This is a genomic window from Pseudomonas sp. RA_15y_Pfl1_P11 (genome assembly GCF_963970975.1).
Taxonomy (GTDB): Bacteria; Pseudomonadota; Gammaproteobacteria; order Pseudomonadales; family Pseudomonadaceae; genus Aquipseudomonas; species Aquipseudomonas tritici.
This window is the reverse complement of sequence record NZ_CAXAOY010000007.1, coordinates 265,522-291,103: the sequence shown is the minus strand read 5'-3', so window position 1 is coordinate 291,103 and position 25,582 is coordinate 265,522. Positions and strand designations below refer to the sequence as shown.

Below are 25,582 nucleotides of genomic sequence, written 5' to 3'. Positions count from 1 at the left end.
TTTGGGCTGATGGCCTCATCGCAGGCTTGCCTGCGATAGCGGTCTCGAATTCAGGACATCATTCAATGACACACCACAGCGACCTGCTGATCATCGGCGCCGGCATCCTCGGTCTGTCCCACGCTTATGCGGCCGCCAGGCGCGGCCTCAAGGTCAAGGTCTTCGAACGCAGCGCCACGCCGCTCGGCGCCTCGGTCCGCAACTTCGGCCAGGCCCTGGTCACCGGTCAACCACCTGGACCGATGCTCGACCTGGCGCGGGAGAGCCGCGACATCTGGGCCCATTGGGCCCAAGTCGCCGGGCTGCAGCTCAAGCGCAACGGTTCATACCTGTTCGCCCGCACCCAAGCCGAAGAGCATCTGCTGGAAGCCTTCTGCGCCGGACGCGCCCAAGAATACGGCTACAACGTCGAACTGCTGCAAGGCGCGGCAATCAACGATTTATACGGCGGCCAGTTCCGCCATCACCGCGCCGCGCTGCATGGCAAGGACGATCAGCAACTGTATTCCCGTGAAGCGATCCCGGCGCTGATCAATTACCTGGCGCAGGAACTGAACGTGGAGTTTTACTTCTCCACCCTGGTTCGCGACGTCGAACCGGGCCAGTTGAACAGCACGGCGGGGAGCTTTCGCGGTGAGCAGATCATCGTGTGCTCCGGCCACGACTACCAAACCTTGCTGGCCGAAGCGATGGCCCAACTCAACCCGAGTACCTGCCGCTTGCAAATGCTGCGCGCGCGGCCAGCCGTGAATCTGAACCTGCAACACGCGTTGCTCACCGGCCTGAGTTGCGTGCACTACGGCGCATTCGCCGATCTGCCGGAAGCCGCGCCGGTGCAGGCGCAGATCCTGCGTGAGGCACCGCACCTGCATGAACACGGTATTCACCTGCTGATCAGCCCGACGCCCCATGGCGAGCTGATCATTGGCGACTCCCATGACTACGGCAGCGATGCATCGCCGTTCAATGCCGAGCAGGTCGATGACTGGATGATCGAACTGGCCGAACAGACCCTGGGTTGCAAGATCCAGGTGGTAGAACGGTGGCAGGGTGTGTATGGCTCGCGAGGCCCGGCGCCGTTCTCGTTCCTGCGCGCGGCGCCGGGCGTCAGCGCGGCGTTGATGCATTCCGGCGTCGGCATGAGCGTGGGGCCAGCGATGGCTGAGCGAAATATCACTGCAGTGTGGGGCGCAGCGTGATGAGCCCGGAGCAGGCGATTGCCGAAGTGTTCGGCCTGTACGAGACACGCGGCATGGCGGATTACATCGGCGAGCCGGTGTCGCAGATCGAACATATGTCCCAGTCCGCGCAACTGGCCATGTCCGAAGGCTTTGATGACGAAGTGGTACTGGCGGCATTTTTCCACGATATCGGGCATATCTGTGGCCTGGGCGGTGAAAACATGGGCGGTTATGGCGTGGTCAGCCATGAGCGTTTGGGGGCGGATTATCTGCGCCGTGCAGGGTTCAGCGAGCGTATGGCCAAGTTGGTGGAGTATCACGTGCAGGCCAAGCGTTACCTGACCTTCAGCCAGCCGGACTATTACGCCCGTTTGAGCGAAGCCAGCCGCCGAACGCTGGACTATCAGGGCGGTGTCATGAATGCGGAACAAGCCTGCGTTTTCGAGCAAGACCCGCTCTGTGCGGTGAGTCTGCGCATGCGCTATTGGGACGAACAGGCAAAGGAAATGCACGTGCCGATACTCGACCTTGACGTGCTCAGGGCCAAGGCGCGCAAGGTGCTGGCGGCTTAGGTCTCGTCGAGGCGCTGGGCCAGGGCTTCGACCTGTTCCTGGCGCTCGGCCTGGCTCAACCTGGCATGAGGGTTGAGGGACGACCATTGCGGGTGCGCGCGGGCCTTATGCAACGCGTCCGGCAGTTTTCCCTCGCGCCAGGTTTTGTCCTGGGGCGTGTCGACCTTGATGCTGTGCATCGCCGCATGGCCACGCAGGTTCAGGGCCTTGAGCAATTGGCGTTGGCGCAGGGCGAGCAGGCGCAGCACGGCGTCGTCGACGGTCAGCTCACGCTGGCCCTTGATCTTGCCCAGCAGGCGGCTGCCATAGCTGCGTGCGGTTTGCAGTGCACCACCAGCAATTGCACCGGCCAGTGCGGCGGCGCCTAGTGTTAACCCACCGACCAGTAAATCCACGCCTGCACCCGCCGCCGCGCCTGCGGCGATCCCGCCGCCGACGCGCACGCCGAGCTGCTTGAGGGTTTCCGGGTTGAACAGGTCATCGCCCCAGCGCCCATCCAGCAGCGGCAAGTCGCTGGCGGCGGCGTCCTGGGGGCGGAAGCCGAACAGCCTGAGCAACGCTTCCACGCATTTTTGCTCACGTTGACGCACGGCTTTGCGCAGATCACCGATGGCTTGCGGCTCATCTTCAGTCACCACGCTGCGTCGGCACGCTGCACAGTCGATCAGCAGCTCGGCGATCAATCGCGCGGCGCTTTGCTGGCGTGCCTGGCGTTGCGCCTGTTGATCAAGAATCAACCGCTCCAGTTGCGGCCGCGCACTTTCCATTAGCAGCGCGAGGCTTTCATACAGCCGCCGTTCGCCGTCTTCCGGTGGCGCGACGCTGTCGAAACGCACCAGCGCATGCAGGCCGAGGCGCGCCAGGGCGTCACGCCAGTCCGGCTCGCGGTGGTCGCTGCTGCTGACGAAGTTGAGTACCGGTAGCAATGGTTTTCCGCAACTGGCTAGCACTTGCAGTTCGTCGCGGTACTTGGCCAGGACCGGCTCGCGGGCGTCGATCACATACAGGCCCGCGTCAGACGCCAACAATTGGCGCAGCACCTTGGCTTCCTGTTCGAAACGCTGGCGGGCTTCGCTGCCTTCGAGAAACCGTGCCAGACGCGCCGGGCCGTCGAGGCGTTCACCGGGGCGATCCAGCCGCTCCAGGTAGTCGAGCAGTGCGATGGCATCTTCCAGGCCGGGCGTGTCGTACAGCTCCAGCAAGGCTTCGCCATTCACCGACAAGCGCGCCCCTTCGACATGCCGCGTGGTGCTGGGGCGATGGGAGACTTCGCCGAAGCCGACATCACGGGTCAGGGTGCGCAGCAGCGAGGTCTTGCCGACGTTGGTGTGGCCGACCACTGCGAGTTTCAGCGGTTTAGTCATGACCGGTCTCCAGCCAGTTCAGCGGCGCGCAGTCGGCGAAGGGCAGTTCAAGTTGTTGCAGTGCGGCGTGCCAGTCGCCCAGGCGCTCGGCGTCCAGCGCCTGGCCGGGCGGTGCTTGCAGCAGCCAGACGCGGGTGGCGGTGGCGCTGCGCGCGAGTTCGGCGATCAGCGCGAGGCTGCCACGGTCCGGCGAGCGGCGAGGGTCGCAAGCGATGGCCAGGCGTGCAGGAGGGAAGCGCGTGAGCTGCTCCAGCAGCTTGTTACGCGATTCGCGGCTGTCCAGAATGCCGGCGTTTTTCACGCTGACCGGCAGTTTGGGTGGCCACGGCTGTTGATCGTCCAGTTCGATGGCCACCAGCAGGGCGCCGTCGCTTTCCAGTTCGCTGACGCCGCCCGTGACGTGGTGCAGTTGTTCCGGCGCGGCATCGTTGACCCCCAGGCGCTCGCTGCTCGGCATCAGGCGTTCGCGCAGTTGGCTGTAGCCGGGCAGGTTGAGGTCCAGGCGCAGGGTGGCACGCCCGCGTTTCCAGCGCCACAGGCACAGCAGGGCGAGGACCAAGCGCGGCAGCAGGCCATACACCAGCAGCACGCCCACCAGCCAGGCGGCCCAGGCTTGGCGGGCGCTTTCGATATTCAGCGCAGCATCGCCGCTGGCGCGGATCATGTCGACGGTCGGTACGTTGAAGCCCAGCATAGCCGGCAAGGTGCCGAGGGCCTGGGTGACGGCGACGAAGGTGTCGGCGCCAAGAATGGTGGTTTCCCACACGAAGCCGTAACGGCGGGTGGCAAGTAGCGTAAGAAGAATCACCATGGCGCTGAGCAACGCCAACAACCACAGGCTGTTGACCAGCACACCGACGGCCCAGCGATTGAGTTTCTGGCGCTGCAGCAGCAGCAACAGCGCTGGCGCCAGCTGTGCCGCCTTGGCATCACGCGCGAGCTTTTCGCTGAGCCACAACCACAGGCGCCCAAGGCTGGCGCTGTGTTCGCCAGCAAACAGCAGGCCCAGGGCCCAACTGAGCAACAGGATGAGGTTCAAACCAAGCAGGCTGCCCAAGGCCCAGAACACATTCACCGGGGTCAGGCCGTTGCCCATGGCCGCCAAGGCCAGGCCGGCGCCACTGATCACGGCGACGATCGCGAGCAGCACCAACGCCAGACGCGCACCTTGCAGCCAGCGCGTGAGAGCGGCGGTCAGGCCATCACGCTCGGCCAGGTGCAGGGCGCGCTGTTGGATGCGCGTCGGCAAGTCGCCACCTGCCGTGCGGGCCAAGCGGTTGGCTTCCAGGTCTTCCAGGTTGCCTGCGTGTTCTTCGCGCAGGCGCACGGTTTCTGTCAGCCAGAGTGTGTGCAGGGGAGTCAGTGCAGTCACGCGCCTTCCTGTTGAGCAAGTGAACGTGGAGCATAACCGCTGGCCTGCGCCTCTGGTATTCTCATCGCCATGAAAAAAACTCTCCCTTTAAGCCTGATCGCAGCCCTCGGTGAAAACCGCGTGATCGGCGTCGACAACAGCATGCCCTGGCATTTGCCGGGGGATTTCAAATATTTCAAGGCCACCACCTTGGGCAAGCCGATCATCATGGGGCGCAAGACCTGGGACTCCCTGGGCCGACCGTTGCCGGGGCGCTTGAACCTGGTGGTTAGCCGTCAGACCGATCTGGTGCTTGAAGGTGCGGAAGTTTTTCCGTCACTGGAGGCTGCGGTGGAGCGCGCTGAGGCGTGGGCGCTGGCGCAGGGCGTGGATGAACTGATGCTGATCGGCGGTGCGCAGTTGTATGCGCAGGGGCTGGAGCAGGCGGATCGTCTTTATCTGACGCGGGTGGCGTTGAGCCCGGAAGGGGATGCTTGGTTTCCGGCGTTTGATGCGGGTAAGTGGAAGCTGGTGTCGAATGTCGAGAACGCGGCTGAGGATGATAAGCCGGCGTATAACTTCGAAGTCTGGGAAAAAGCCTAAGCGCTTCGCGGGCAAGCCCACTCCCACATTTGACCGAGTTCCAACATGAGAATGCGGTCAAAATGTGCGAGCGGGCTTGCTCGCGAAAGCGGTATGACAGGCCCTGCTAAACCTGCGCTAACTCCGCATGCTCATCCGCATTCAGCAACTCTTTATCCGTCTGCCCCATGATCTGGCTGGTAATCGCCCCCGCCGTCATCGAACCGTTCACGTTCAACGCCGTGCGGCCCATGTCGATCAGCGGCTCCACGGAAATCAGCAGCGCCACCAGTGATACCGGCAAACCCATGGCCGGCAGTACGATCAGCGCGGCAAAGGTCGCCCCGCCGCCCACGCCTGCAACACCTGCCGAACTTAAGGTCACAATCGCCACCAGCGTCGCGATCCACAGCGGGTCCAGCGGGTTGATGCCCACGGTTGGGGCGACCATCACGGCCAACATGGCAGGGTAAAGCCCCGCGCAACCGTTCTGGCCAATAGTCGCGCCAAACGAGGCCGCGAATCCGGCGATGGATTGCGGAATGCCCAGGCGACGGGTCTGCGCTTCAATGCTCAACGGGATCGACGCCGCGCTGGAGCGGCTGGTGAAGGCAAACGTCAGCACCGGCCAGACTTTGCGGAAGAAACGCAGCGGATTGATCCCTGCCAGGGACAGCAGCACGCCGTGCACCACGAACATCAGGCCCAGGGCCAGGTACGACACCACCACAAAACTACCGAGCTTGATGATGTCTTGAAGGTTGGAGCCGGCGACCACTTTGGTCATCAGCGCCAATACGCCGTAGGGCGTCAGCTTCATGACCAGGCGCACCAGGCGCATCACCCAGGCTTGCAGGGTGTCGATGGCGTTGAGTACTTTCTGGCCTTTTTCCACGTCATCCTTGAGCAACTGCAGCGCGGCAACCCCCAGGAAGGCAGCGAAAATCACCACGCTGATAATCGACGTTGGCTTGGCGCGCGCTAGGTCAGCGAACGGGTTGGCCGGCACGAATGACAACAACAGTTGCGGGATATTCAGGTCGGCGACCTTGCCGGCGTAATCGCTCTGGATCACTTGCAGGCGCGCCATTTCCTGGGTGCCGGCCACCAGGCCTTCGGCGCTAAGGCCGAACAGGTTGGTGAGGCCAATACCAATCAGCGCGGCAATTGCGGTGGTGAACAGCAGCGTGCCAATGGTCAGGAAGCTGATCTTTCCCAGGGACGAGGCATTGTGCAGGCGCGCCACGGCGCTGAGGATCGAGGCGAACACCAGCGGGATCACGATCATTTGCAGCAGTTGCACGTAGCCGTTGCCGACCAGGTCGAACCAGCCGATGGAGGTTCTGAGCACCGGGTTGCCGGCGCCATAAATGCTGTGCAGCGCGACACCGAACGCCACGCCTAACACCAGGGCAAGCAACACCTTCTTGGCGAGGCTCCAGTGTGTACGACGGGTTTGTGCCAGGCCCAGCAACAGGGCCACGAACACCAGTAAGTTGAGAATCAGGGGCAGATTCATTAGAGCTCCGTTGATAAGGCAGCCAATCGCGTGAGCCTGCGATTGCGAACCGGGAAGCCTAACAGCTTGAAATATATTGATTTAATACCGATATGGAATGGCCGGTGTCGTTTTTGGAATAAGCATTTTCCGCTCAGGCGCAAAAGTGTGACGGAATCAGGACGCGCACGGTCGTGCTCGAAGTGGGAACTGTCACAGGGATTTGTTAGTGTCGATGTCTTTCACTCAGGGAGACAACGCCTATGAAGTTCGTGTCGAAATTACTCGCCGCCGCATTTTGCCTCGGACTCGTCAGCCAGGCGTTCGCCGCCACCGAGCTGAAGCACTGGCCAGCTCCGGCGGCCAAGCAACTGAATGAAATGATCGCCGCCAACGCCAACAAGGGTAATTTCGCGGTGTTCGACATGGACAACACCAGCTATCGCTACGACCTCGAAGAGTCCCTGCTGCCCTACATGGAAAACAAGGGTCTGATCACCCGTGACAGCCTTGATCCATCGCTCAAACTGATGCCGTTCAAAGACACCGCCGACCATAAGGAAAGCCTGTTCAGTTACTACTATCGCCTTTGCGAAGTGGACGACATGGTCTGCTACCCGTGGGTCGCCCAGGTGTTCTCGGGTTTTACCCTCAAGGAGCTCAAGGTGCAGGTCGATGAGCTGATGGCCTCCGGCAAGCCCGTACCCGTCAGCTATTTTGAAGGCGACGTGGTGAAAAAGTCCGAAGTGCAACCGCCGAAAATCTTCACCGGCCAGGCCGAGCTGTACAACAAGCTGATGGAGAACGGCATCGCGGTGTACGTGATGACCGCCGCTTCGGAAGAGCTGGTGCGCATGGTTGCCGCCGATCCGAAGTACGGCTACAACGTCAAACCCGAGAACGTCATCGGCGTGACCACCCTGCTCAAGGACCGCAAGACCGGCGAGCTGACCACCGCGCGCAAACAGATCAGCGCCGGTAAATATGACGAGAAGGCCAACCTCGACCTGGAGCTGACCCCCTACCTGTGGACCCCGGCCACCTGGATGGCCGGTAAGCATGCGGCCATTCTTACCTACATCGACGAGTGGAAAAAACCAGTGCTGGTGGGCGGCGACACCCCGACCAGCGATGGCTACATGCTGTTCCACGATGTGGACGTGGCCAAGGGGGGGATTCACTTGTGGATCAACCGCAAGGACAAGTACATGACCCAGCTGAACGGCATGATGGCCAAGCATGCGGCGGCGCAGGCCAAGGAAGGGTTGCCGGTGACGGCGGACAAGAACTGGGTGATTGTGAAGCCTGAAGAGATTCAGTAAGACCGAGTTGCCTGCCTTCGCGAGCAGGCCCGCTCTCACATTTTGATCCCTATTGTTTTCGAGAGTTGTTCTGGGCAAAAAAATGCCCCGCATTTGGGCGGGGCATTTTTATGCGCGAAGCTTACAGACCGTCGAGCATCGCTTTGTTACGCACAGCGCCCTTGTCGGCGCTGGTCGCCAACAACGCATACGCCTTCAACGCGGTGGTGACTTTGCGCGGACGCTTCTCCACCGGCTTCCAGCCTTTCTTGTCCTGCTCGACCCGGCGTGCCGCCAGTTCTTCATCGCTGATCAACAGGTTGATCGAACGGTTCGGGATGTCGATCAGCACCTTGTCGCCATCCTGCACCAAGCCAATCGCGCCACCGGCAGCCGCTTCTGGCGAAGCGTGGCCGATGGACAGGCCCGAAGTACCGCCAGAGAACCGACCGTCGGTCAGCAGGGCGCAGGCTTTGCCCAGGCCTTTGGATTTCAGGTAGGACGTCGGGTACAGCATCTCCTGCATACCCGGGCCGCCTTTCGGGCCTTCGTAGCGGATGATCACGATGTCGCCTTCCTTCACTTCGTCGGCGAGGATGCCGCGAACCGAGCTGTCCTGGCTCTCGTAGATCTTGGCGCGACCTTCGAAGACGTGGATGGATTCATCCACACCGGCGGTTTTCACCACGCAACCGTCGAGGGCGATGTTGCCGTACAGCACGGCCAGGCCGCCTTCCTGGGAGTAGGCGTGCTCGACACTGCGGATGCAGCCGTTTTCACGGTCGTCATCCAGGGTGTCCCAACGGGTCGACTGGCTGAACGCGGTTTGCGTCGGGATGCCCGCTGGGCCTGCCTTGAAGAAGTGAAGCACGGCTTCATCGTCAGTCTGGGTGATGTCCCATTTGGCGATGCCTTCGGCGAGCGTCTTGCTGTGCACGGTTGGCAGGTCGGTGTGCAGCAGGCCGCCACGGGCCAGGGAGCCGAGGATCGAGAAGATCCCGCCGGCGCGGTGCACGTCTTCCATGTGGTACTTCTGGATGTTCGGCGCGACTTTGCACAGCTGTGGCACGTGACGGGACAGACGGTCGATGTCGCGCAGGTCGAAATCGATCTCGGCTTCCTGGGCCGCAGCCAGCAAGTGCAGGATGGTATTGGTGGAACCGCCCATGGCGATGTCCAGGGTCATGGCGTTTTCGAACGCCTTGAAGTTAGCGATATTGCGCGGCAACACCGATTCATCGTTGTCATGGTAGTAACGCTTGCACAGCTCGACGATGGTGCGGCCGGCCTGCAGGAACAGTTGCTCGCGGTCGCTGTGGGTGGCCAGTGTCGAACCGTTGCCCGGCAAGGCCAGGCCCAAGGCTTCCACCAGGCAGTTCATCGAATTGGCGGTGAACATGCCGGAGCACGAACCGCACGTTGGGCAAGCGCTGCGCTCGTATTCCGCAACCTTCTCGTCAGAAGCGCTGGAATCGGCGGCGATCACCATGGCGTCGACCAGGTCGAGGCCGTGGGAGGCGAGCTTGGTCTTGCCGGCTTCCATCGGGCCGCCGGAAACGAAGATCACCGGGATGTTCAGGCGCAGGGAGGCCATCAGCATGCCGGGGGTGATCTTGTCACAGTTGGAGATGCACACGATGGCGTCGGCGCAGTGAGCGTTGACCATGTATTCCACGGAGTCGGCGATGATCTCGCGGCTCGGCAGGGAATACAGCATGCCGTCGTGGCCCATGGCGATGCCGTCGTCCACGGCGATGGTGTTGAATTCCTTGGCTACGCCGCCAGCGCGCTCGATCTCGCGGGCGACCAGTTGGCCCAGGTCCTTGAGGTGGACGTGGCCGGGTACGAACTGAGTGAATGAGTTGGCAATCGCGATGATCGGCTTCTTGAAGTCGTCATCTTTCATCCCCGTGGCACGCCACAGTGCGCGCGCGCCGGCCATGTTGCGGCCATGGGTGGATGTTTTCGAGCGGTAATCTGGCATGGAGCACTCCGGGCGGCTAATCGGTATCAAAGGGGAGTGAGCTTCTATTGACGTCTGGAACACTCAGAAAATGGCCGTGTGTCCAAAAGTTGCCACTCGCGTCGCGGGATCGCCGCTTGCTTGGGCCTTGAGCTCATAAACCCGCCGGGGGATGACTGGCGATGAATAGGCCGATTCTACACCGCTGGCGGCTGGAGGGAATGGCTGCAACCGTGAAGATGGCGGCTACGGGACGTGCGGGTGGCGCCGCACCCATGCGTTCAACGCCAGTGCGACGATGCTCAGAATTAGAAAGCACAGGCCAAGCGCAGTGCTTAGCTGGTGAGTAAAGGTGCTGATGAATGCACTGATAAGACCGCCGGCAATGAACAACACTGCTGCTACGGCTGATGCCGCCGTCCCCGCACTGTCTGGAAACAAGCTCATGGCCCTGGAGTTGGAAATGGGCCGGGTGATGGTCGTGCCCGCCGTGCAGAGCAGCATGGGCACCAGTACGGTCAGCGTTGATAAGCCGAACTGATAGGCCAGAAGTAGCATGACCAGCCCAGAAATCGCGATCAGCACCAGCCCTATGGCCATCTGAGTCGCAGCAGGCAGGCGTTTGTGCAGGAAGCCTGCACAGACGCCGCCCAATACGTAAGCGGCGCCATAGAGGAGTAAGGTCAGTGAGTACTCATGGGGTGACAGTTTCAGTTGGTCCATGAATATGAGCGGTGAAACAACGATGAACGAGAAGTGGCAGGCGAAGGTAATCGCGGAGATCGTGGCATAGCTGACGAAATGGCTGTTGGCGAAGACCTTGGTATAGGCCTTGAAAATACTGTATTGGCTCGCGGCCGTTTGAGGCATGCCGCCATGGAGTAACCGGTTAGCCATGATCAAGGATGCTGTACAGAGGGCTATGAACACGTAGAAGCTGGCTTGCCAGCCCCAATGCAGTTGCAGCCACGCGCCCAGCAGCGGCGAAATCGAAATGAAGATTCCTCCGGCCGTGACCATTGCTATGCGCAAACGCTCTTGTTCTCTGCCGAAAAAAAGGTCCTGCACCAACGCCTGGGACAATATGAAACCGCCGCAGCCCATGGCTTGGATGACGCGAAAGAACAGGAATTGGGGGGTGTTGCTGGCGGTCAAGCACCCGGCGGCACCGATGATCGCCACGACCATGCTGGCCAGTAGCAGCTTCTTGCGGCCGATCTTGTCGGACAACGGGCCGATCAACAGCATTGAGCATGAAAAGCCAATGGCGAACAGGCTGACTGATCGGGCGATATGGGTTGTCGATGTGTGGAAGTGTTCCGCCAAAGCGGGAAAGGAAGGCAGCACGACGTCAAGAGGGAAGACGCCCAGCAGGGTCATGGTCATCAGCCAGAAAACAATGAATGGTTTTTCAGCGAGCGTGATAGCAGCCGACATGAGCGAGCCTCGATTCCGTGAGGAAGGGGAGAATCGAGCCTGTGGGGAGGAAAGTCAAAGTCTGGTGCGGGACGAAACTTCCTTAAAACCTGTAGGAACCCGGAAGTCCCTACAGGTCAATAGCATCAGCTATTGGGCAACAACCGGCACGTAATGCTCTTGATATACCGGGTCTCAACAATCGCCGGGTGCACCGGATGATCCGGGCCCTGGCCGCCGCGTTCCAGCATCTGGATATTGCGATCCAGGTGACGGGCGCTGGTCAGCAGGATGTTTTGCAGGTCGTCTTCCGGCAGGTGCATGGAGCACGAGGCGCTGACCAGGATGCCGTCCTTGCTGAGCAGGCGCATGGCTTGCTCGTTGAGGCGGCGGTAGGCGCCTTCGCCGTTTTTCATGTCTTTTTTGCGTTTGATGAAGGCCGGTGGGTCGGCGACGATCACGTCGAAGCGTTCTTCGCTGGCTTTCAGCTCTTTGAGGGCTTCGAACACGTCGCCTTCAATGCAAGTCATCTTCTCGGCAACACCGTTCAGCGCGGCGTTGCGCTCCACGCCGTCGAGGGCGAAGGCGGAGGCGTCGACGCAGAACACTTCACTGGCGCCGAAAGCCGCAGCTTGCACGCCCCAGCCGCCGATGTAGCTGTAGAGGTCGAGCACGCGCTTGCCTTTGGCGTACGGGGCCAGGCGGGCGCGGTTCATGCGGTGGTCGTAGAACCATCCGGTTTTCTGGCCCTGGATCACCGGGGCTTCGAATTTCACGCCGTTTTCTTCCAGGGCGACCCATTCAGGCACCAGACCGAATACGGTCTCGACGTAGCGGTTGAGGCCTTCGGCGTCGCGTGCGGCGGAGTCGTTCTTGAACAGAATGCCGCTCGGCTTGAGCACTTGGGTCAGCGCAGCGATCACGTCTTCCTTATGCGCTTCCATGGTCGCCGAAGCGATCTGCACCACCAGGATGTCGCCGAAACGGTCGACTACCAGGCCCGGCAGCAGGTCGGAATCGCCGTACACCAGGCGGTAGAACGGCTTGTCGAACAGGCGATCACGCAGTGACAGCGCCACGTTGATCCGGTGCACCAGCAGCGACTTGTCCAAAGGCAACTTGATGTCGCGCGACAGCAGGCGGGCGCAGATCAGGTTGTTCGGGCTCATGGCCACGATGCCCAGGGTCTTGCCGCCGGCTGCTTCCAGGATAGCCTGGTCGCCTGCCTGGAAGCCGTGAAGTGGGGTGGCCGCCACGTCGATTTCGTTGCTGTAGACCCACAGGTGGCCGTTGCGCAAACGGCGATCGGCATTGGGTTTGAGGCGCAGGCTTGGCAGGGACATGACGTCGCTCCGGAAAAAAGAGCGGGAGTATACCTTGTGTGGGAGCGGGCTTGCTCGCGAAAGCGGTGGGTCAGGCACTGGATCCGCCGACTGGTATACCGCTTTCGCGAGCCAGCCCGCTCCCACTTTTGATCCATTTTTAATCCGGGTTTTGATGTGTCGGTCAGCTTCCTATAAAGGTTAGAATCGCCCCCTAGCCCGGAGTATGTACTTATGTCCCAAGAGCTTTCCGCCGAACAGATCCAGCAGACCCTGCAAGGCATCAGCGTGCCGCCTCAACCGCAGATCATGGTGGATTTGCAGATGGAGCAGTACATGCCCGACCCGGACCTGGAGGTGATCGCGCGGTTGATCTCCCAGGACCCGGGCCTTTCCGGCGCGCTGCTGAAGATTGTCAATTCGTCCTATTACGGGCTGAGTAACAAGATCGCCTCGATTCAGCGCGCGGTGAACCTGCTGGGCAGCCGTTCGATCATCAACCTGATCAACGCCCTGTCGATCAAAGGCGAGATGAGCGACGACACCATCGTCACCCTCAACCGCTTCTGGGACACCGCCCAGGATGTGGCCATGACCTGCCTCACCCTGGCCAAGCGCACCGGCGCCCAGGCGGTCGACGAAGCCTATGCATTAGGGCTGTTCCACGATTGCGGCGTGCCGCTGATGCTCAAGCGCTTCCCCAATTACATGGCCGTGCTGGAGCAGGCCTACGCCAATGCGGGGCCCGATTGCCGTGTGGTCGACACCGAGAACAACGCGTTCAACACCAACCATGCGGTGGTGGGTTACTACACCGCCAAGTCCTGGCGCCTGCCGGAGCATGTGACCGACGCCATCGCCAATCACCACAACGCCTTGGCGATCTTCAGTGATGAGTCGTCGCGTAATCCGCAGCTTAAAAACTTGCTGGCGATCCTGAAAATGGCCGAGCACGTCTGCTCGTCCTGCCGCGTGCTGGGCAATCAGACCATCGACCATGAGTGGAATACTATCGGCCACCTGGTGCTGGACTACGTGGGGCTGTCGGACTACGACTTCGAGAGCATGAAGTTGTCGATCCGCGAGCTGGGCGCGCACTGACCCTTCCTTCACGAGGTACACATGCCCGAGTTACCAGAAGTCGAAACCACCCGGCGCGGCATTGCACCGCACCTGGAAGGCCAGCGCGTCAGCCGCGTGGTGGTGCGTGAACGGCGCTTGCGCTGGCCGATCCCGGAAGACCTTGATGTGCGCCTGTCCGGGCAGCGCATCGTGCTGGTGGAGCGGCGGGCCAAGTACCTGTTGATCAATGCCGAAGTGGGCACGTTGATTAGCCACCTGGGCATGTCGGGCAACCTGCGCCTGGTGGAAGTCGGCATGCCGGCCGCCAAGCATGAGCATGTGGATATCGAGCTCGAATCCGGCCTGGCCCTGCGATACACCGACCCGCGGCGTTTCGGCGCGATGCTTTGGAGCCAGGACCCGCACAATCATGAGCTGTTGATTCGCCTGGGGCCAGAGCCGCTGACGGACCTGTTTGATGGTGATCGCTTATTTCAACTGTCCCGTGGACGGTCGATGGCGGTGAAACCGTTCATCATGGACAACGCGGTGGTGGTGGGTGTGGGCAATATTTACGCGACGGAAGCGCTGTTTGCGGCGGGCATTGATCCGCGTCGCGAGGCCGGAGGTATTTCGCGGGCGCGTTATCTGAAGTTGGCGATTGAGATCAAGCGCATCCTGGCCGCCGCTATCGAGCGCGGTGGTACGACGCTGCGGGACTTTATCGGCGGTGACGGGCAGCCGGGGTATTTCCAGCAGGAATTGTTCGTTTATGGCCGCAGCGGCGAGGCATGCAAGGTGTGCGGGACTGAGTTGCGCAATGTGGTGCTGGGGCAGCGGGCGAGTGTGTTTTGCCCTAAGTGTCAGCGCTGATTGATGTGCGAAGGCTGATGCAGCCTTCGCGGGCTTGCTCGCGAAGAGGCCCTTGCAGTCACTAAAGAGCCTCAGGCCTTACCGGTAATCTTCCGGTACTTCTCCATCAACTGCTCTTCCGTCTCCGGATGGGCCTCATCCAGCGGAATGCAATCTACCGGGCACACTTGCTGGCACTGAGGCTCGTCATAGTGGCCGACACACTGGGTGCACAGGTTAGGGTCGATCACGTAGATCTCCTCGCCTTGGGAAATCGCGGCGTTCGGGCACTCGGGTTCGCAGACGTCGCAGTTGATGCAATCGTCGGTGATGATCAGGGACATGGAAACTCCTGCCAGGGCTGTCAGCCAAGGCATCTGAAAACTAATGCGCGCAATTGTGCCGCATTGGCGCCCGCAGTGCGAGCAGGCGCCGATTAAGCGGTCTTACTTCTTGAAGCGCAGTGTCAGCGCATCGGCCACGGCCGGGTGCACGAACTTGGTGATATCGCCGCCCAAAGCGGCAATTTCACGGACCAACGTCGAGGAAATGAACGAATAACGTTCAGACGGCGTGAGGAACAGACTTTCCACGTCCGGCGCCAATTGGCGGTTCATGTTAGCCAATTGGAATTCATATTCGAAGTCCGACACCGCGCGCAGGCCACGCAGGAACACATTGGCGTTCTGCTCTTTGGCGAAGTGCGCCAGCAGTGTGGCAAACCCCACCACTTCCACGTTGGGCAGGTGTTTGGTGACCTCACGCGCCAGCTCCACGCGCTGTTCCAGGGGAAACAGCGGGTTTTTCTTGGGGCTGGCCGCGACCGCGATGATTACATGGTCGAACAAGCGTGAGGCGCGTTCGACCAGATCGCCATGGCCTTTGGTAATCGGGTCGAAGGTACCTGGGTACAACACTCGGTTCATCGCGTCGTCCTGGCGGAGTCCGTTGGGGAACCGGATGGTATCGCAGCCATCCCGGTCGGCCAAGTCGACTTATGTAGATACATGCCGCTTATCGCGCGTTTTTTCATGCTGTTTTCAGACGTTCGGCCAAAGCCGTCGCCAGTTGCGCGGTCAAACCGTACACCGATAATTGTGGATTGGCCCCAATACTGGTGGGGAATAGCGAGCCATCGTGGATCGACAGGTTGCGCAGTTGGTGATGACGACCGAGGCTGTCGGCCACTGCGTTTTTCGGGTCTTCACCCATGGCACAACCGCCCATCACATGGGCGCTGCCCAGGCAGGTGCGGTGCAGTTCCAGGTTGAGCCCGTCGATCAGGCTGCGCGCTTCGGCCAGGGTTTTCACGTAGCGCGCGTCGTGGTGCAGCGGCTTGACCGACTTGGCGCCCGCCGCGAACTGGATTTCGGCCATGCTGTGGAACGCGCGGCGCAGGCCGTCCCAGGCGTAATCCGAGACCTGATAGTCAAGCACTGGCGTACCGTCGCCGCGCAATTCCACGCTGCCGCCCGGGCTGTCGGGGTGGAAGCCGTCGCGCAGCAACGCCAGCATCGCGTGGGTGTTGGGCAATTGGCTCATATCCAGAGCGTTCTGGGTGCCATAGCCGCCGAGTAGGGTGCTCGCCAGCGCAGGGTGTAAGGGTGGCGCTTCTAGCTTGTAGGACATTTTGCCAGTGGTGCCGTCCTGCCATTGGAAATGGTCGGAATAGATCGACTGGGGTGCGCCATAGAACGGGTTGATCACCTCATCGAATAGCGCTGCGGAGAAATTCACCAGATGCAGGAAGGTGCGCTTGCCCAACCGTGAATGCGGGTCCGGAGCATCCGAGCGCATCAGCAGCGCCGGGCTGTTGATACCACCGCCCGAGAGCACGTAATGCTTGGCTTTTACCGTGATCTTACGTCCGGTCGGCGCCACGCACAGGTCGTCCAGGGCCACGCATTCCAGGCTGCTGATGGTGTCGCCGTTGTAGACGAGGCGTTCGGCGCGTGCCAGGTAAAGCAGCTCGCCGCCCTGTTCCAGGGTGGAGGGAATGGTGGTCACCAGCATCGACTGCTTGGCGTTGACCGGGCAGCCCATGCCGCAATACCCGAGGTTGAAACAGCCACGCACATTGCGCGGGATCACATGCCAGCTGTAACCGAGCTTTTCGCAACCTTTGCGGATCACATCATTGTTCGGGTTGGGCGGCAGGGCCCAGGGCGCTATGCCCAGGCGTTGTTCCATCTTTTCAAACCACGGCGCCATCTCGGCGCTGCTATGACCCTTCACCGCATATTCGCTGGCCCAATGGGCGAGTGTGGCGTCCGGGGTGCGAAAGCTCGACGTCCAGTTGATCAGTGTGGTGCCACCTACCGCCCGACCCTGCAGGATGGTGATCGCACCATCCTTGCTCATGCGGCCGATGCCCTCCTGGTACAGGCTGGTGTAGGCCTCGTCCTCGAGCAGCTTGAAATCGCTGCTGGTCTTGAGCGGGCCTTCTTCGATCAGCAGCACTTTGTAGCCGGCAGCGCTGAGGATTTCTGCGGTGGTACCGCCACCTGCGCCGCTGCCGATGATCGCCACATCGGCTTCCAGGGTCAGGTCGCTGTCGAGGGCGGCGCCGTTATGGGTTTTCCAACCACGGGCCATGCCGTCGCGGAACAGATCAGGTACGGGCATAGAAGTGCACTCTTGTTGTTATAGATATCACTGGCTATGACGTTGCGGTCCCACATTCTTGAGTGGGTTATCAGGGTCAGATTTTGGGCGGGCCCGGATAGCCGCAGTGGGCCCAGGACGCCGGCTGGAAGTACCAGGCCATGATCACCAGCTTGAGCAGCGAGCCCTGGCCCATGCGCAGCAGGTTCAGGTAGCTGTTTTCCCAGCGGTGCAAAAAGTTGCGAATCTGTTCGCCGCTGGCGTTCTCCCAGCTGCCCCAGATCCCGGTCAACGGCCCACGGGTAATGCCCATGCCCAGCACGTCGAACAGTTGTTGGGTGAGCTTGAACATCTCCGGCGACAGGCGCTGCAGGCTGAAGTCGAGCTTCTTAAGCGTGTCTTCAATCCCGCGGGTGACTTCCTGGGCGCTGGCGACGCCTTCGAGCAGCACAGGGATGACTGCGCGCAAGAAGGGCAAGTCACTGCTGCGCAACATGGCAAAGCCGCTGGCCGGCGTGCTGCTGGAGCAACCGCTGAGGCTGGCGCCGAGCCCGGCGGTGGCCAGGAAGGCACTGGCGCACAAGCCGATTTTCAAGACGACGCGCCGTGAAAGCGCAGGTGAATCAGTCAGGCTAGGGTTCATTGTTGTTGTTATCCCGTGGGTGGCGGTATCAGCGAACGAACAGCTTCTGGATCAACGTCTGGATGGATTTGCCGTAGGGTGGGTAGATCAACTTCGCCGCGTTCAGGCGTTGTTTCACCAACACACCCTTGGCTTTGCTGAAGGTAAGAAAGCCTTCGTGACCGTGGTAATGGCCCATGCCCGAAGGGCCGATGCCGCCGAACGGCATATCGTCCTGGGCCACGTGCAGCAAGGTGTCGTTCAGGCACACGCCACCGGAGTGGGTTTCGTGGAGCACGCGGTTTTGCTCGCTTTTGTTGTAGCCGAAGTAATACAGGGCCAGTGGGCGAGGGCGCTGGTTGATGTAGGCAAAGGCTTGGTCGATGCCGCGATACGGCACGATCGGCAGCACCGGGCCGAAGATTTCGTCCTGCATCACGGTCATGTCGTCGCTGACATTCAACAACAGGCTGTGAGCCATGCGCCGCGCCTGGCCCTGCTCGTACAGCGGGATCAGGGTGGCGCCCTTGTCGGTGGCGTCTTTAACGTAGGCATTGAGCCGGGTCAGTTGGCGCTCGTTGATGATGGCGGTGTAGTCCGGGTTGTTGGCCAGGGTCGGATAAAACCCGCGAATGGCCTGGGTGTAGGCCTCGACAAAACCGTCGACACGATCTTCCGGCACCAGCACGTAGTCGGGTGCCACGCAGGTCTGGCCGGCGTTCAACGCTTTACCGAAGGCAATGCGCTCGGCAGCATCCTTGAGCGGTACATCAGCGGACACGATGGCCGGCGACTTGCCGCCCAACTCCAGCGTGACCGGCGTGAGGTGTTCGGCCGCCGCACGCATTACATGCTTGCCGATGCTGGTGGCGCCGGTAAACAACAGGTGGTCGAAGGGCAGCTTGGAGAACGCCATGCCTACTTCGGCTTCACCCAGCACCACGCACACCAAATCCTCCGGGAAGACCTTTGCCAGGAGCGCCTTGAGCAGTTCGCCGGTGGCAGGGGTAGATTCGCTGAGCTTGAGCATCACCCGGTTGCCCGCCGCCAACGCGCCGACCAGCGGACCGATGGCCAAGTACAGCGGGTAATTCCAGGGCACGATCACCCCGACAACGCCCAAGGGCTGGTAGATAACTTTGGCCGAAGCCGGTTGGAAGGCAATGCCTACAGCTCGCCGGGACGGTTTCATCCAGCCCTTCAGGTGTTTGCTGGCATAGTGAATGCCATGCAGGCTGGGCATCAGTTCGGCGAACAGGGTTTCGTCGGCGCTGCGGTGGCTGAAGTCCTGGCTGATCGCGTTGATCAACGCCTGGCGCTCGTCGCTGAGCAAATCACGCAGAGCCTTCAGCCATTGTTGGCGCTGTGCGGCCGGTGGCATTGGGTTGGCGGCGTAGGCGCAGCGTTGCGCATCGAACAGGGTCTGGAGTTGATCCAGCACCTGGGAATCTTGCAAGTAGGCAACGTTGGCAGACATGGCGGCGTTCCCGATTGTTATAGGTCTGCCTGAGTTTTTAGAGTCATTACTCTAAATTGTCAAATAACATCGCAGCAACATGCACATTTATCCTGGCAAGGATAGGCCGTAAGATGCCCCATCACGTGTACAGAAGCTGATCCCCTATGGCACCACGAGTAAAGACCAGCGAGCGCATTGTGCAAACCAGCCTGGAGCTTTTTAACCAGCAGGGCGAGCGCAGTGTGAGCACCAACCACATCGCCGCCCATATGGAAATTTCGCCGGGCAACCTGTACTACCACTTCCCCAACAAGCAGGCGATCATCGCCGTACTGTTTCGCGAATACGAAGCCCTGGTGGACAGTTTCCTGCGCCCGCCTCAAGGTCGTGCCATGGCCGTGGCGGACAAGCGCTTCTACCTGCAAGCCGTATTGGCCGGCATGTGGCGTTATCGTTTCCTGCACCGCGACCTCGAACACCTATTGGAAAGCGATCCAGAACTGGCCACCGGCTATCGGCGTTTTTCCCAGCGCTGCCTGATCCAGGGCGGCGCGATTTACCAGGGGTTTGTCGATGCCGGCATTCTGAATATGGACCCGGTGCAAACCGAGGCGCTGACCCTCAATGCGTGGATTATCCTGACCTCCTGGGTGCGTTTTTTGTGCACGACCAACGAAAATTCCACCCACTTGAGCGCCGAGGCCATCAAGCGCGGGGTGTATCAGGTGTTGGTGCTGGAGGCTGGGTTTGTCACGCCCCAGGCGAAAGAGGCCGTGGACGCCTTATTCAAAGAGTTTTACGTGCCGTTGAATCAGGCATTGGAAGAAGTGAAGTAGGACCTTTCTCGAATCTATTCATAGGAGGCCGTCATGCCGCTTGCCCAACTGATCAGTCCCCAGCAACTGGCCGAGCGCCAGAAGGCTGGCGGGTTGGTGATCCTGGATTGCCGCTTTGCCCTGGAAGACCCGGACTACGGGCGCTGCAGCTACGCCGAAGGGCATATCGAGGGCGCGCAGTATGCTGACTTGGAACGTCATATGAGCGGGCCGGTGACCAAGGGTGTGACCGGGCGTCATCCGTTGCCGGCAGCGCAGACGTTCGCTCGGCAATTACGGGCTTGGGGCATCAGCGCTGACACCGATGTGGTGCTGTATGACGACGGTCCTGGCGCCTACGCCGCGCGGGCATGGTGGCTGTTGGTTTGGTTGGGCAAGCGTGATGGCGTGTTTATTCTGAATGGCGGCCTCAAGGCATGGCATGCCGCGGGTTTCGCGTTGAGCCTGGATACGCCGGTCGTTGAAGCTGGCACTTTCGCGGGGACGCCGGACAATCGCCTGCTGCTCGATGCCGAACACCTGCAAAAACGCCTGGGCCAGCCGGGATTGACGCTGATCGATGCGCGCGCTCAACCGCGTTTTCGCGGCGAAGTGGAGCCTATCGATCCGATTGCCGGGCATATCCCTGGGGCGCAATGCGCGGCGTTTAACGAAAACCTGGGCAGCGACGGTCGCTTCCTGCCGGCAGATCAGCTTAAGCAGCGCTTTGCTGCCCAACTCCGGGGGCGCTCGCCGGATGAGCTGGTGGCGTATTGCGGTTCAGGCGTGACGGCCTGCCACAACCTGTTTGCGTTGAGCCTGGCGGGTTATCCCTTGGGTAAGTTGTATGCGGGGTCTTGGAGTGAGTGGATTACTGATCCGCAGCGGGAAGTCGCTACCGGCGACTGAGTTGTCCGGCGAGCAAGCCCACACATGTTTAACCGTGTTGTGTCAGTAACCACTGGGGAATCCGGCGCTCCAGGTAGTAACCGGGGCGTTTGAGCGAGCCCTCAACAAACCCAACATGCCCACCCTTGTCCGTCAGCTCAAACTCAGTGCAGTCCGACAGCTCGCTGGCCTCTGGCAGGCTATGGGCAAACACAAACGGATCATCCGCCGCCTGGATAATCAGGGTCGGCGTGCGGATACTGGCCAGGTAATAACGACTCGATGCGCGGCGGTAATAATCCTCCGCACTCAGGTAGCCGTGCAGCGGCGCGGTCACGCGGCCATCGAAGTCCCAGAACGTGCGCATCTTCTCCAGTGAGCCGAGGGACTCCAGGGTTTTAAGCCCGTCAGCCCGACCATCCTGTAGAAAACGGCTTTGCTTGACGCGGATATACGCGAGCATTTCACGCATGAAGTGTTTTTGATAAATCCGCGAAAAGCCCAGGCCGATCCGGTCCGCACACTGATCCAGGCGAAACGGCACCGACACCGCCGCCGCGCCTTGTAGCCCCGACGCCTTTCCGGTTTCGCCCAAATGCTTGAGTAGCACATTGCCGCCCAGGGAATAACCCACCGCGTACAACGGCGCCAAAGGCCGCTTGGCGCGCAGATGAGCAACCGCTGCGACCAGGTCTTCGCTGGCGCCGGAGTGGTAACTGCGTGCCAGCAGGTTGGGTTCACCCGAGCAACCGCGCCAATTCAGCGCCACGCTGGCCCAGCCTTGGACGGCGAGGGCTTTTTGCAAGCCCGCTACGTAGGGTGAGTTGGACGAACCTGTCAGCCCGTGCAGCACCAGCACCAGAGGTGCTTGCGTGTCATGAGGCCCGTGCCAGTCGAGGTCGAGGAAGTCGCCGTCGTCCAGCCACAGGCGTTCGCGTTGGCGCTCGATATGAGTGGTGGGGCGGCACAGCGGCCCCCATAGCGTTTGCAAGTGGGGGTTGCCGAGGCCGAAGGCGGGGGTGAATTTTTCAGTGAAAGGCTTCATGAGGGTCCCGCTCACCACAGGTTTAGGCGGCGGTTTCGACCACGCGGTGCCACAACGCGTAATACACCCGACCGGACTTCTGCTCCCGGTGCAGGCGCCACGCGCCCGGCAAGCCCAGTGTCGACGGCGCAGTCTCACTTTCGGTGTAGACCCACGCATCCGGCGCCAGCCATTGGCGTTCTTCCAGCAGCGCACACACGGTCGGCAGCAGGTTCTGGTTGAACGGCGGGTCGAGGAACACCACGTCGTACTCGCTGGCGGCTTGGGTTTCCAGGTAGCGCAGCGCGTCGGCGGTTTGCACCTGGCCGTTGGTGCAACGCAGGGTGCCCAAGTGTTCCTTGAGGCTGGAGACGGCCACATTGCTGGCGTCCAGCGCCTGCGCCTGGGCGGCACCACGGGACAGCGCCTCCAGGAACAGCGCGCCGCTGCCCGCGAACGGGTCCAGCACCTTGGCCCCTGCGATGTAAGGTGCGAGCCAGTTGAACAGGGTTTCGCGCACGCGATCTGGCGTCGGGCGCAGGCCTACGACGTCGGGGAAGCTCAGCTTGCGGCTGCCCCATTCGCCGCCAATGATGCGCAGCTGGCCCACACCGTTATGCACGTTGTGGACAGGTTTTTTCGGGCGAGATGAACTGGCCATTAATGCTCCGGAACCCCGAGCGGCTGCTCGGCGGGTTTATCAGTGGGGGGCGGTAGTGGCTTTTGCGCAATCGTCGGGCCGGCGGTCACGATGACCATCTTGTCCGCGCTCAAGTGTTTGTTCATTGCAGCCTTGACCTGTTCTACGGTCAGGGCCTGGGATTGTTTCATGAAATCTTCCAGATAGCTCAGCGGCAGGTTGTAGAAACCCATCGCGCCCAGCTGCCCGACGATATCGGCGTTGCTTGCGGTAGACAGCGGGAAGCTGCCAGCCAGCTCACGCTTGGCGTCATCCAGTTCTTTTTGCGTCGGGCCGGTCTTGAGGTAGTCGGCGACCACATCCTCAACCAGACGCAGGGTGCCGCCGCTCATTTCGGCGCGGGTCTGCAGATTGATCATGAACGGTCCGCGCACCTGCATCGGCGAGAAACCGGAGTACACGCCGTAGGTCAGGCCGCGCTTTTCACGCACTTCACTCATCAAGCGAGTGCCGAAACCACCGCCGCCGAGGATCTGGTTGCCCAAGGACAAGGCTGCGTAGTCCGGGTCGGCGCGGTCGATCCCCAGTTGCGCGAACAGCAGGTGAGTCTGCTTGGACGGGAACTCGATACGGGTCAGGCCGGGCTTGGGCTCGGTGGGCTGGGCGATTTTTGCCAGGGCCGGGCCTTTGGGCAGCGATGAGGAAATCTTGGCCGTCATGGCTTCAGCTTCGGCGCGGGTCATGTCGCCGACAACGGCAATCACCGCGTTGCCCGCTGCATAAGCCTTGGCGTGGAACGCCTGCAACTGCGCCAGGGTAATCTTCGGAACGCTTTGCGGCGTGCCTTCGCTTGGGTGAGCGTAAGGGTGGTCACCGTACAAGCGCTTGAACAGCTCGAGGCTCGCCAGCTTGCCGGGGTTTTGCTTCTGGTACTCAAAGCCGGCCAGGATCTGGTTCTTGATCCGCGCCAGGGAATCGGCCGGGAAAGTTGGCTTGCCGATCACTTGATCAAACAGGGTCAAGGCGGCGTCGCGTTTGTCGCTGTCACTCAGGCTGCGCAGGGAAACCAGCGCCATGTCGCGAAATGCGCCGTTGCCAAAGTCCGCGCCGAGGCCTTCAAAGTCGCGGGCAATCTGGCTCACGTCCTTGCCCGGCACGCCTTCGTTGAGCATGGCGTTGGTCATCAGCGCCAGGCCAGGCACGTCGCCGTCCTGGCTGCTGCCAGCGGCGAACAGGATGCGCACGTCGAACATCGGCAGTTCGTGGGCTTCGACGAACAGCACTTTGGCGCCTTCGGCGGTATTCCAGGTCTGCACGTCGAGCTTGCGGTTGGTCGGCGCCTTGCCGTCCAGTTCCGTCAGGGATTGCAGTGTATTGCCCGATTGGGCTTTTTCCAGCGCTGGGCTCGCAACCGATTCAGTCGGACGCATGAAGTACACGGCGCCGGCGGCGATTAAGGTGACAGCGATCAGGCCGGGAAAGATCAGGCGGCTGTTTTTGCGATCACTCATGAGCGGTCTCCTGGGGCAGGACATGGGCGACGCTGAGACGTTCGCGGGTGAAATAGGTGCGCGCGGCTTTCTGGATATCTTCCGGGGTCACGCTTTGCAGGTCGGCCAGTTCGGTGTCCATCAGCTTCCAGGACAAACCGACGGTTTCCAGCGCGCCAATGGCCGTAGCCTGGCTGGTGATGGAATCACGCTGGTAGACCAGGCCGGCAATGACTTGGGCTCGGATGCGTTCCAGTTCTTCGGCGGTCGGTGGTTTGGCTTTCAGCTCTTCCAGCAGGCGCCACAGGCCGGCCTCGGCTTGGGCCACGGTTTTCTTTTTCTGCTGGTTGGGAGTGGCGGTCAGCATGAACAGGGTATCGCCACGGGTGTAGGCGTCGTAGTGGGTAGAGGCAGCGGAGACCAGTTCCTCACCGCGTTCCAACTGCTCGGAGATACGCGCGCTGTAGCCGCCGTCCAGCAAGGCCGAGATCAGGCGCAGGGCTTGTACCGAGCGTTTGTCTTCGGCGGTGGCCAGCCCAGGTACGTTGAAACCCAGGATCACGCTCGGCAGTTGAGTCTGCACATGCAGGGTCAGCAGGCGTTCGCCCGGCTCGGCCAGTTCCATCGGGATCTTGGCCGGTGGTACGTCACGCTTGGGGATCGGGCCAAAGTAGCGCTTGGCAAGGTTTTTTACCTCGTCCGGGGTGACGTCGCCGACCACCACCAGGGTCGCGTTGTTCGGCACGTACCAGGATTGGTACCAGTGGCGCAGCTCTTCGACCTTCATGCGGTCCAGGTCGGCCATCCAGCCGATGGTCGGCGTGTGATAACCGCTGGCCGGGAAGGCCATGGCCTTGAAGCGCTCATAGGCCTTGGACATCGGATTATCATCGGTGCGCAGACGGCGCTCTTCCTTGATCACCTCGATCTCGCGGCTGAACTCGTCGGCCGGCAGGCGCAGGCTGGCCATGCGGTCGGCCTCCAGCTCGAAGGCCACACCCAGGCGGTCACGCGCCAGCACTTGGTAGTAGGCGGTGTAGTCATCGCTGGTGAACGCGTTTTCTTCGGCGCCGAGGTCGCGCAGGATCAGCGAGGCTTCGCCGGGGCCGACTTTGGCGCTGCCCTTGAACATCATGTGCTCCAGGGCGTGGGACAAACCGGTCTGGCCCGGGGTTTCGTAGCTCGAACCGACCTTGTACCACACCTGGGAAACCACCACTGGCGCGCGATGATCTTCGCGCACGACCACCTTGAGGCCGTTATCCAGGGTGAACTCATGGGTGGGTTGTGGGTCGGCAGCCAAGGCTGACAGAGGCAGACAAACTGTACCGAACAGCAGGCCTGCGGCGCGGCGGGCTAGAGCATTCATTCGTTTTTAAACCTGTTGGGCTGACCGCTTGGTCTTAGCGTCGGCGGGCGAGGAGGTTAGGGCGTGTCATTCATCATTACCAGTGGCACTGGTAATGATGAATGACACGCCCTAGGATACTGATCCGACTTAAGGACGGCCACTGCGGCGGTCCTGTTGAGGCCCTATTTAGGCCTTACAAAATGTTGCGCATGAACGAGCTGGCTA

General features: G+C 61.2%; 23 protein-coding genes. 8 read left to right on the top strand and 15 right to left on the bottom strand.

Annotated elements, in window-relative coordinates:
* Positions 1–65: 65 nt before the first annotated feature.
* Entirely contained in the window at positions 66–1,199 is a 1,134-nt protein-coding gene (locus AACY44_RS12100) for a TIGR03364 family FAD-dependent oxidoreductase (RefSeq protein ID WP_339530328.1), read from the top strand.
* Complete coding sequence (locus AACY44_RS12095; protein WP_339415231.1) at positions 1,199–1,753, top strand: phosphonate degradation HD-domain oxygenase; 555 nt, start codon at positions 1,199–1,201, stop codon at positions 1,751–1,753. The genes AACY44_RS12100 and AACY44_RS12095 overlap by 1 nt, the downstream gene beginning before the upstream one ends.
* Here AACY44_RS12095 and AACY44_RS12090 read toward each other — a convergent pair.
* Positions 1,750–3,117, bottom strand: coding sequence for a DUF3482 domain-containing protein (locus AACY44_RS12090; RefSeq protein ID WP_339493246.1), 1,368 nt, complete (start codon positions 3,115–3,117; stop codon positions 1,750–1,752). The two genes, AACY44_RS12095 and AACY44_RS12090, sit on opposite strands and share 4 nt — an antisense overlap.
* Positions 3,110–4,489, bottom strand: a complete 1,380-nt coding sequence (locus AACY44_RS12085; protein ID WP_339415233.1) for a DUF2868 domain-containing protein — start codon at positions 4,487–4,489, stop codon at positions 3,110–3,112. The genes AACY44_RS12090 and AACY44_RS12085 overlap by 8 nt, the downstream gene beginning before the upstream one ends.
* Before the next feature lie 69 nt (positions 4,490–4,558).
* Here AACY44_RS12085 and AACY44_RS12080 point away from each other — a divergent pair, with 69 nt between their 5' ends.
* Positions 4,559–5,071: a dihydrofolate reductase gene (locus AACY44_RS12080; protein WP_339415234.1), complete on the top strand. Its 513-nt coding sequence runs from the start codon at positions 4,559–4,561 to the stop codon at positions 5,069–5,071.
* 106 nt (positions 5,072–5,177) lie between these two features.
* Here AACY44_RS12080 and AACY44_RS12075 read toward each other — a convergent pair whose 3' ends face one another.
* Positions 5,178–6,569: an L-cystine transporter gene (locus AACY44_RS12075; protein ID WP_339415235.1), complete on the bottom strand. Its 1,392-nt coding sequence runs from the start codon at positions 6,567–6,569 to the stop codon at positions 5,178–5,180.
* A 242-nt stretch (positions 6,570–6,811) separates the two neighbouring features.
* Here AACY44_RS12075 and AACY44_RS12070 point away from each other — a divergent pair, with 242 nt between their 5' ends.
* The gene (locus AACY44_RS12070) at positions 6,812–7,870 is read left to right on the top strand and encodes a haloacid dehalogenase-like hydrolase (protein ID WP_339530326.1); all 1,059 of its coding nucleotides are present in this window, start codon (positions 6,812–6,814) and stop codon (positions 7,868–7,870) included.
* A 121-nt stretch (positions 7,871–7,991) separates the two neighbouring features.
* Here the strand turns inward: AACY44_RS12070 and ilvD are convergent, their stop codons facing one another.
* From ilvD to AACY44_RS12055, 3 genes are all read right to left on the bottom strand, one after another.
* Positions 7,992–9,833, bottom strand: coding sequence for a dihydroxy-acid dehydratase (gene ilvD / locus AACY44_RS12065; RefSeq protein WP_339415237.1), 1,842 nt, complete (start codon positions 9,831–9,833; stop codon positions 7,992–7,994).
* 225 nt (positions 9,834–10,058) lie between these two features.
* The gene (locus AACY44_RS12060) at positions 10,059–11,249 is read right to left on the bottom strand and encodes an MFS transporter (RefSeq protein WP_339415238.1); all 1,191 of its coding nucleotides are present in this window, start codon (positions 11,247–11,249) and stop codon (positions 10,059–10,061) included.
* A gap of 125 nt (positions 11,250–11,374) precedes the next feature.
* Positions 11,375–12,571, bottom strand: a complete 1,197-nt coding sequence (locus tag AACY44_RS12055; protein WP_049711083.1) for a class I SAM-dependent rRNA methyltransferase — start codon at positions 12,569–12,571, stop codon at positions 11,375–11,377.
* 267 nt (positions 12,572–12,838) lie between these two features.
* Here AACY44_RS12055 and AACY44_RS12050 point away from each other — a divergent pair, with 267 nt between their 5' ends.
* The gene (locus tag AACY44_RS12050) at positions 12,839–13,651 is read left to right on the top strand and encodes an HDOD domain-containing protein (protein ID WP_339415455.1); all 813 of its coding nucleotides are present in this window, start codon (positions 12,839–12,841) and stop codon (positions 13,649–13,651) included.
* A gap of 21 nt (positions 13,652–13,672) precedes the next feature.
* Positions 13,673–14,485 (top strand): bifunctional DNA-formamidopyrimidine glycosylase/DNA-(apurinic or apyrimidinic site) lyase, encoded by an 813-nt coding sequence (gene mutM / locus AACY44_RS12045; protein WP_339415239.1) that lies wholly within the window; start codon positions 13,673–13,675, stop codon positions 14,483–14,485.
* A gap of 71 nt (positions 14,486–14,556) precedes the next feature.
* Here the strand turns inward: mutM and AACY44_RS12040 are convergent, their stop codons facing one another.
* The 5 genes from AACY44_RS12040 to AACY44_RS12020 all read right to left on the bottom strand — a co-directional run bounded on the left by AACY44_RS12040 (position 14,557) and on the right by AACY44_RS12020 (position 19,167).
* Positions 14,557–14,808 (bottom strand): YfhL family 4Fe-4S dicluster ferredoxin, encoded by a 252-nt coding sequence (locus tag AACY44_RS12040; RefSeq protein ID WP_003195146.1) that lies wholly within the window; start codon positions 14,806–14,808, stop codon positions 14,557–14,559.
* A gap of 102 nt (positions 14,809–14,910) precedes the next feature.
* Positions 14,911–15,390, bottom strand: a complete 480-nt coding sequence (gene coaD / locus AACY44_RS12035; protein ID WP_049711086.1) for a pantetheine-phosphate adenylyltransferase — start codon at positions 15,388–15,390, stop codon at positions 14,911–14,913.
* Between the two features lie 103 nt (positions 15,391–15,493).
* On the bottom strand, positions 15,494–17,089 hold the full coding sequence (locus AACY44_RS12030) for a GMC family oxidoreductase (RefSeq protein ID WP_339493244.1): 1,596 nt from the start codon (positions 17,087–17,089) through the stop codon (positions 15,494–15,496).
* Between the two features lie 76 nt (positions 17,090–17,165).
* Positions 17,166–17,711, bottom strand: a complete 546-nt coding sequence (locus AACY44_RS12025; RefSeq protein ID WP_339530323.1) for a twin-arginine translocation pathway signal protein — start codon at positions 17,709–17,711, stop codon at positions 17,166–17,168.
* A gap of 28 nt (positions 17,712–17,739) precedes the next feature.
* Positions 17,740–19,167 carry a coniferyl aldehyde dehydrogenase gene (locus AACY44_RS12020; protein WP_339455991.1) on the bottom strand — a complete coding sequence of 476 codons (1,428 nt, stop codon included), beginning with the start codon at positions 19,165–19,167 and terminating at the stop codon, positions 17,740–17,742.
* 146 nt (positions 19,168–19,313) lie between these two features.
* On the opposite strand from AACY44_RS12020, the gene AACY44_RS12015 reads away from it, so the two are divergent.
* Both AACY44_RS12015 and AACY44_RS12010 read left to right on the top strand, forming a co-directional pair.
* Positions 19,314–19,985, top strand: a complete 672-nt coding sequence (locus AACY44_RS12015; protein WP_339436152.1) for a TetR/AcrR family transcriptional regulator — start codon at positions 19,314–19,316, stop codon at positions 19,983–19,985.
* 33 nt (positions 19,986–20,018) lie between these two features.
* The gene (locus tag AACY44_RS12010; protein WP_339436151.1) at positions 20,019–20,873 is read left to right on the top strand and encodes a sulfurtransferase; all 855 of its coding nucleotides are present in this window, start codon (positions 20,019–20,021) and stop codon (positions 20,871–20,873) included.
* A 28-nt stretch (positions 20,874–20,901) separates the two neighbouring features.
* Here AACY44_RS12010 and AACY44_RS12005 read toward each other — a convergent pair whose 3' ends face one another.
* From AACY44_RS12005 to AACY44_RS11990, 4 genes are read right to left on the bottom strand one after another with little or no spacing between them, the layout of a single operon-like run.
* Complete coding sequence (locus AACY44_RS12005; RefSeq protein WP_339415244.1) at positions 20,902–21,897, bottom strand: hydrolase; 996 nt, start codon at positions 21,895–21,897, stop codon at positions 20,902–20,904.
* Positions 21,898–21,919: 22 nt separating this feature from the next.
* A complete protein-coding gene (gene rsmD / locus AACY44_RS12000) occupies positions 21,920–22,537 on the bottom strand; it encodes a 16S rRNA (guanine(966)-N(2))-methyltransferase RsmD (protein ID WP_339415245.1) in 618 nt (205 codons plus the stop codon).
* Positions 22,537–24,027, bottom strand: coding sequence for a M16 family metallopeptidase (locus AACY44_RS11995; protein WP_339415246.1), 1,491 nt, complete (start codon positions 24,025–24,027; stop codon positions 22,537–22,539). The genes rsmD and AACY44_RS11995 overlap by 1 nt, the downstream gene beginning before the upstream one ends.
* The gene (locus AACY44_RS11990; RefSeq protein ID WP_339415247.1) at positions 24,020–25,375 is read right to left on the bottom strand and encodes a M16 family metallopeptidase; all 1,356 of its coding nucleotides are present in this window, start codon (positions 25,373–25,375) and stop codon (positions 24,020–24,022) included. The genes AACY44_RS11995 and AACY44_RS11990 overlap by 8 nt, the downstream gene beginning before the upstream one ends.
* Between the last annotated feature and the right edge of the window lie 207 nt (positions 25,376–25,582).

Coding starts and splice junctions, on each gene's coding strand:
- AACY44_RS12075 (WP_339415235.1), bottom strand. CDS start 6,569: ATGAATCTGCCCCTGATTCTCAACTTACTGGTGTTCGTGGCCCTGTTG.
- AACY44_RS11995 (WP_339415246.1), bottom strand. CDS start 24,027: ATGAGTGATCGCAAAAACAGCCGCCTGATCTTTCCCGGCCTGATCGCT.
- AACY44_RS12025 (WP_339530323.1), bottom strand. CDS start 17,711: ATGAACCCTAGCCTGACTGATTCACCTGCGCTTTCACGGCGCGTCGTC.
- AACY44_RS12015 (WP_339436152.1), top strand. CDS start 19,314: ATGGCACCACGAGTAAAGACCAGCGAGCGCATTGTGCAAACCAGCCTG.
- AACY44_RS12080 (WP_339415234.1), top strand. CDS start 4,559: ATGAAAAAAACTCTCCCTTTAAGCCTGATCGCAGCCCTCGGTGAAAAC.
- mutM (WP_339415239.1), top strand. CDS start 13,673: ATGCCCGAGTTACCAGAAGTCGAAACCACCCGGCGCGGCATTGCACCG.
- AACY44_RS12090 (WP_339493246.1), bottom strand. CDS start 3,117: ATGACTAAACCGCTGAAACTCGCAGTGGTCGGCCACACCAACGTCGGC.
- AACY44_RS12100 (WP_339530328.1), top strand. CDS start 66: ATGACACACCACAGCGACCTGCTGATCATCGGCGCCGGCATCCTCGGT.
- ilvD (WP_339415237.1), bottom strand. CDS start 9,833: ATGCCAGATTACCGCTCGAAAACATCCACCCATGGCCGCAACATGGCC.
- AACY44_RS12095 (WP_339415231.1), top strand. CDS start 1,199: ATGAGCCCGGAGCAGGCGATTGCCGAAGTGTTCGGCCTGTACGAGACA.
- AACY44_RS12040 (WP_003195146.1), bottom strand. CDS start 14,808: ATGTCCCTGATCATCACCGACGATTGCATCAACTGCGACGTCTGCGAA.
- AACY44_RS12005 (WP_339415244.1), bottom strand. CDS start 21,897: ATGAAGCCTTTCACTGAAAAATTCACCCCCGCCTTCGGCCTCGGCAAC.
- AACY44_RS12070 (WP_339530326.1), top strand. CDS start 6,812: ATGAAGTTCGTGTCGAAATTACTCGCCGCCGCATTTTGCCTCGGACTC.
- AACY44_RS12020 (WP_339455991.1), bottom strand. CDS start 19,167: ATGTCTGCCAACGTTGCCTACTTGCAAGATTCCCAGGTGCTGGATCAA.
- AACY44_RS12030 (WP_339493244.1), bottom strand. CDS start 17,089: ATGCCCGTACCTGATCTGTTCCGCGACGGCATGGCCCGTGGTTGGAAA.
- AACY44_RS12055 (WP_049711083.1), bottom strand. CDS start 12,571: ATGTCCCTGCCAAGCCTGCGCCTCAAACCCAATGCCGATCGCCGTTTG.
- AACY44_RS12010 (WP_339436151.1), top strand. CDS start 20,019: ATGCCGCTTGCCCAACTGATCAGTCCCCAGCAACTGGCCGAGCGCCAG.
- rsmD (WP_339415245.1), bottom strand. CDS start 22,537: ATGGCCAGTTCATCTCGCCCGAAAAAACCTGTCCACAACGTGCATAAC.
- AACY44_RS12060 (WP_339415238.1), bottom strand. CDS start 11,249: ATGTCGGCTGCTATCACGCTCGCTGAAAAACCATTCATTGTTTTCTGG.
- coaD (WP_049711086.1), bottom strand. CDS start 15,390: ATGAACCGAGTGTTGTACCCAGGTACCTTCGACCCGATTACCAAAGGC.
- AACY44_RS11990 (WP_339415247.1), bottom strand. CDS start 25,375: ATGAATGCTCTAGCCCGCCGCGCCGCAGGCCTGCTGTTCGGTACAGTT.